Below are 5768 nucleotides of genomic sequence, written 5' to 3'. Positions count from 1 at the left end.
CTAATATATAAATACTATAAAAAAGATATTGATTAACAATATCTTTTTTATTTGTTATAATATTTATTGATAATAAGATCAAAATATGAAAAGAAATTCTCTTAAATTAATTATTGTTTTTATAGCATCTCTTTTAGGGTTTTTTCTTATAATTACCAATGAAACTAAAAGTGCTCATGCCGCAATTGATCCTAAAAAAACTACTTTTGATACAAGAACTAAGCAAGACTACGATAAAATTTTTCCAAACCCCTTTGCTTCTGGCTGCGATTTTAATATTAAAATTGATTCAGAAAATAAGTATCTGAACAATCCTCCAACAATAAAAGTAACCCCTGCAAATAGCGAAGGCTTTGGCACAGATCCCAAATATAATTCAAATCATCCTGATGTTCCACCTGGCTGGGATCCTTCAACATGGACATTTATATTAGTAGAATCAGTCGAGGCAAGAAATTATGCACCACTGCCTAATGATAATTATTATTACTTTCAATGTGTTAATGGCAATTGCGAAAGAATGGCTATTCAAGTTAATGCAGGCGGCACGGCAGAGGAATTATCAGGATTCGCAAAAATTTTAAAAAATTTTGGTCCTTGGTCTTGGGTGCCAATACCACAAGGACAAATACTAGGAAACGGAGATAATATCTATCCAATCTGGAGACCAGACTCTAAAACATCTTGGGTAGACATTGCAAATGTTGATAAAACAACCTTCAGAGAGCACTATCTGATTAATAGCAACTTTTGCGGTGACGATAGAAATATTAAAGAATTTTTAGAATGGGCGCAACTTCCAGGCAGCAATAGCGCACCAGGGAAGGGAAGTATATCAGGAACTGCTTCAATTAATCCGGATCGAGTTAAGTCTATCGCTCATAATCAAGGGTTTGTAGAAAGACAGATTAACGCTGGTATTAGAAAAATACTAGACATAATTTCTGGGGCACTAGACAGTGTTGGACAATGGTTAATAAAAGAACTTCTTGTAATAGATCTTAGAAGTGACCCTAGTACTGCAGCAGCCATATCATTAGCTTGGGGCAAAGTGAGAAACCTTTCTAATATTTTACTTATCTTAGGTCTATTATTTATTGCTGTTGCTAATGCTATTCGCTTCCAGATAGATTATTACACTGCAAAGATGCTATTACCGAGGCTAATAATTGCTGCCATCTTCATAAATTTCAGCCATTTGATGACAATGGCAATACTAGACGTAGCTAATGTTTTAACATACCAAATTAGCCATGATATTGATTTTTTAGCTTTAATAGTACCTCAAACAATGCTTTCAGCAAACGCAGCGGGTGCTGGGGCATCTTTATCTTTCTTTGTAATAGCAATAGTTGGTGCTATTGGAGGAGCATCTTTAGCTATAACATTCTTATCAATATTTGCATTAACAGTTGTTGGTGTAGCAATAGCAACTTTAATTATTATGCTTATAGTAAGAATGGTGGTAATTTATCTTTTGGTAGTATTTTCTCCTTTGGTATTTTTATTCTCTGTTCTACCCTTTACAAGAGACTTAACATCAACGTGGTGGAACTATTTAGCGCGGTGGGTTTTTATGGGCCCTGTAATAGCTTTAATTTTATTTGTAGCAAGTCAACTTTAATTTAGGTTAAAAATGAAAAAGCGAATATCAAAAAAAAATTTAATAATATTTTCGGTAATGATTATTTTGAGTATAACTCCAATTGTTATTGCCGCTCCAAACTATAAACCACTTCATAATACGCAGCCAATGGCTCCTTCATTTATAACTTTTCTTGTTAAAATAGTTTTAGTCTTTGCGGCTGCGCTTGTGCCTATGACTTTAGGAGATAAGCTTGCGCAATCAATTGGAAAAAAAATTGGTAATATGTCTAAAAATACTAAGAAAAGACAATTTGCACGCACCCGCCTTGGTTCTGCATTACAATCAAGAAGTAAAGAAAAAGAGGCCTTAGCGCAACAAAGAGCACTAGGAAGATATGGCAGAGGTAATTTCCTAACTAGAGGAATGGCAGAAAGGGGACGGCAAATGCTTGATCAAAATCCTGATAGTAGATTAGGTAGAATGTTGATACAACCACATATGAATCGACAAGTTGGTGTGTTAAGAGAAGCTGATAGAAAAGAAATGGGTCAATATAGTACTAAACAATTAGAAGCAATAAGTGCTAATTCAGGAAATCTGACTGAACAAAAATCTAGTATATACGAATTAGCTAGAAGAGGTGATTTTAGTCTGGCTAGTGCAGCAGATAGGCAAAGATGGGGAAGATTCAATCCTATCATAGCTGAGAATATATTAAGAGGTGATTCGCCTATGTTCAAACAGCTAAAAGAAAGTAATCCGGAAATGATTTATGGAGCGTATCATGCTTTAAATACTAACCAGAATGGAGTGGCTGATCGACTAAGAGCAAATGGTATTGATGTAAACCAAGGAATGGCTCAACTTAGAAATCAAGCTATTGCATCTATAAGGGGTGCTAATGTTAAAAAAGCTAATTCTTGGGCATCTGGCACTTTAGCAGGATATGCTTATTTAGACCATGCAACAGGAGAAGATATTTTGAGGCAACATTTATCTTATCAAACAGTCAAGGCATTGGCAGGCAGCGACATAGCTAACAATAAAATAAAGGGGCAGTTATCACATTTTGATCCCGTAACTGGTGCTCCTGCAGCAAGAACAACAATATATTTAGCAAATGGACAAGTTAATAGATACGGAGTATATGAAGCAATGAGCGATTACGGCAGACGCGGGCTAGATGAAGTAAATGCAGAAGAATACTCCTCAATTTCACAGGATAGACCTCATCCGCCTCAAGGACCGGGCGGTGGACAAAATCCTCCACCTACAGGCGGCGGAGGTAATGTTATCCAATTCCCACAGGGTGGCCGAGGAGGCCAGGGTAGGGGCGGTGCAGCTGCAGCCTAGCAACTATTTAGTAAAATCTAGCCATCTTAGTAAAAGGTGGCTTTTTAATTAACAAATACCTTTAAACCACGATTAAGTCATTCACGGAAAGGGACGGACCCTTGAAACTTGAAAGGGTCCGTCCCTTGTAAGAAAACCCGCTTTGCTAACGTTCCTTGGTCCGTATATAACTAGAATCCCACCCCAGGGGTGTACAAGTGTACCACCCCTGGGGTGGGATTCTAAACAAGATTTATTTTGTAGTAATAAAGCTTGACGAAAAATAATATTAACCATAAGATTTAAATATAAAATATTTATTTTTGGAACAAATATGCCAAACCAAGAATTAAAAGCCCTAATAGAAAAACATAGTAAAAACCTTCAAGCGATTAAAAGATATGCCAAAGATATCCCAGAAATAAAAGAAACGGTTAATAGAATAGAAGTAAAATTAATTTTACTGGAGAAGAAACAACAACAAATATTTAAGTTGATTAAACATGAAGCATAAAGGTAGTTGCTTGTTTTATCAATCGATAAATTATTGTATAATTGATCGTGATGCAATATAAAATTCCGCAAGATGTACAGCGTGAAGATAAAATAATTGGGCCGTTCTCGCTCAAACAGTTTTTATATCTATTAACCGGTGCGATGGTAGGCTATATGTGCTTTTCTATTATAGGTAAAATAGCTGGGTCTACCGGAATCGGCGGAATGGCTGGTTTAATAACTTTTGCAGGAATATCCGCATTTGCGGTAATAGAAGTTCAGGGAAAGCCTTTGCCGGAATTTATCAGTGCATTTATTGTTTTTATGCTAAGACCCCGAAACAGAATATGGCAAAAAGACATATACATACCGGATATTGCCGTTATCCCTTCGAAGAAAAAAGAAGAAACCTCTATACCAAAAGATCCATCCCAAATAAGAACGGAGCTAGAAAAACTATCCCACGTACTAGATACTAGAGGCTGGGGGGAATTAGCCAAAGAAGAAGAAAGAGAAAATGTTTCTACTTTATATGAAAAAGTTGAAGGAATAACTGTCCAAGAAGAAGATAAAACTTTAACCCAGAAAATAGCGGAGGGAAAAAAACTAGAAGAATTAGAAACCTCCTTAGAAAAAACAATCCAAGAAAAAAAAGAAAAAATAAAGACAAGAAAAATTTTAAAAGTATCTACAGTAACCCAAGGGTATATAAAAAAAGAGCCAGCAACCGAAATAACACATAACACACAGACTCCAGCACCTCCAACAGTAAGAGAAGAAGAGAGAATAAAAGAAGAACTAGCAAAAAAAGCCAAAGAAGTCGAGGCATTAGCAATACAACAGAAAGAAGAAGAACTCAAAAAAGTTAAAGAACAAGCTAAACAAAAACAGGAAGAAATTAAAAAAGTAACACAAAACCAGCAAATACAACAGAAACAAAAAATCTCTAAGGCTCAGGAAATAAAAGAAAAACCAAGCCTAGAAAAACAAAAAGATGAGATTGCTACAATGAAAGCCGTGGAAATAAAACAGGAGGAGGAGCCGAAAACCATTGAAAATATACGACAAAGAATTGACAGTCTTTTAGAACAACAAAAAGCAGAAAGAGAAGAAGAATTAAATAAACTAAGGGGAACAGTCTCAGACATTGAAAAAATAATAGAAGATCCCGAGAAAAAAACTAACCCAGCCAAAAGAACAGCCCCAGCTATAGCATCAATTGTCTGGCCAGATACTGCTAAAAACAAAAAGTTCTTCTATGTCGATGAATATCAAATCGGCTTAGAAGACCGAGTAACAACACCGAGAGTTGAAAAACCTACAACAAACATTAAAGTAAAAGAAGATGAGCTAGAAGACGTACTGGAAAACACCAAAAAGACAGAAACCATTGAAAAAGACCTAGAAGAAATTGAAAAAGCAATTATTAAAGAAAAAACAAAGAAAAAACCTACGCTTATAAAAGGCATTGGAAGTTTTACTGAGATCCAGCCAGAAGAAGATTAGTTTTTTAATAATATTAATCTTTAAATTAAGCGAGAAAGGTAAAAGTATTTTAAAACCTATTATGGTAAAATGTATTTAAAGAAAAGACTTAAATCTTGGTTTAAGGGTAAACTATGGAAAGTACAAAATATAAAAATAAAAAAGAAAAGCTTAAAGAAGCAAGTGTCCAAGCTTATTTAGAGATTTCCGAAATAAGAGATAATATTATAGTCTTAAAAGACGGCTCAATGAGAGCGGTTTTGATGGTCTCTTCAATAAATTTCGACCTTAAATCAAGCACTGAACAGGAAGCTCTAATTTTAAGTTACCAGGATTTTTTAAATTCTTTTGATTTCCCAATTCAGATATTAATACGTTCAAAAAAATTAAATCTTGATAGCTACCTACATATGCTTTCAGAACGAAAAAATGCTGAAACAAACGAGTTTTTAAAAATTCAGTTAGATCAATATGTAGCCTTTATAAAAGGTCTTTTGGAAGTATCTAATATTATGGATAAAAAATTCTATATTGTGGTGCCTTTCTTTGCTGAAACAATACAAGAAAAAGTTGGATTCTTCCAAAAAATTGGCAGTTCATTAAATCCAACATGGGCTATAAAGAAAAAGGAAGAAGAATTCCAGCTACATAAAACACAATTATTAGAAAGAGTGGATTTGGTTGTATCGGCCCTTGATGGATTAGGCTTAAGAGCAGCTCAACTTGCTACAATAGATATTATTGAGTTATTTTACGAAATATATAATTTGGAGACAGCACAAAGAGAACGTCTAGTTGATGTAGACGCGATAACCTCTGACGTTGTTCAATAAAAATATGGCAAAAGAAATAAAAAAAGAAAAAAAAT

Annotated in this window: 5 protein-coding genes; all 5 read left to right on the top strand. The window is 34.6% G+C overall.

Features of this window, described 5'->3' with window-relative positions; translation table 11 throughout:
• Window positions 1–85: 85 nt before the first annotated feature.
• Window positions 86–1624, top strand: coding sequence for a hypothetical protein (locus COX95_01750; protein PIZ86281.1), 1539 nt, complete (start codon window positions 86–88; stop codon window positions 1622–1624).
• Between the two features lie 12 nt (window positions 1625–1636).
• Window positions 1637–2941: a hypothetical protein gene (locus COX95_01745; GenBank protein PIZ86280.1), complete on the top strand. Its 1305-nt coding sequence runs from the start codon at window positions 1637–1639 to the stop codon at window positions 2939–2941.
• Window positions 2942–3254: 313 nt separating this feature from the next.
• Complete coding sequence (locus tag COX95_01740; GenBank protein PIZ86279.1) at window positions 3255–3434, top strand: hypothetical protein; 180 nt, start codon at window positions 3255–3257, stop codon at window positions 3432–3434.
• 50 nt (window positions 3435–3484) lie between these two features.
• Window positions 3485–4921: a hypothetical protein gene (locus COX95_01735; GenBank protein PIZ86278.1), complete on the top strand. Its 1437-nt coding sequence runs from the start codon at window positions 3485–3487 to the stop codon at window positions 4919–4921.
• A gap of 113 nt (window positions 4922–5034) precedes the next feature.
• Window positions 5035–5733 (top strand): hypothetical protein, encoded by a 699-nt coding sequence (locus COX95_01730; GenBank protein ID PIZ86277.1) that lies wholly within the window; start codon window positions 5035–5037, stop codon window positions 5731–5733.
• Window positions 5734–5768 lie beyond the last annotated feature (35 nt).

Source organism: bacterium CG_4_10_14_0_2_um_filter_33_32, from assembly GCA_002792735.1.
In the GTDB taxonomy this organism is placed as follows: domain Bacteria; phylum Patescibacteriota; class CPR2_A; order CG2-30-33-46; family CG2-30-33-46; genus CG2-30-33-46.
This window is presented reverse-complemented; position numbering and strand designations above follow the sequence as displayed.

Coding starts and splice junctions, on each gene's coding strand:
- COX95_01750 (PIZ86281.1), top strand. CDS start 86: ATGAAAAGAAATTCTCTTAAATTAATTATTGTTTTTATAGCATCTCTT.
- COX95_01745 (PIZ86280.1), top strand. CDS start 1,637: ATGAAAAAGCGAATATCAAAAAAAAATTTAATAATATTTTCGGTAATG.
- COX95_01740 (PIZ86279.1), top strand. CDS start 3,255: ATGCCAAACCAAGAATTAAAAGCCCTAATAGAAAAACATAGTAAAAAC.
- COX95_01735 (PIZ86278.1), top strand. CDS start 3,485: ATGCAATATAAAATTCCGCAAGATGTACAGCGTGAAGATAAAATAATT.
- COX95_01730 (PIZ86277.1), top strand. CDS start 5,035: ATGGAAAGTACAAAATATAAAAATAAAAAAGAAAAGCTTAAAGAAGCA.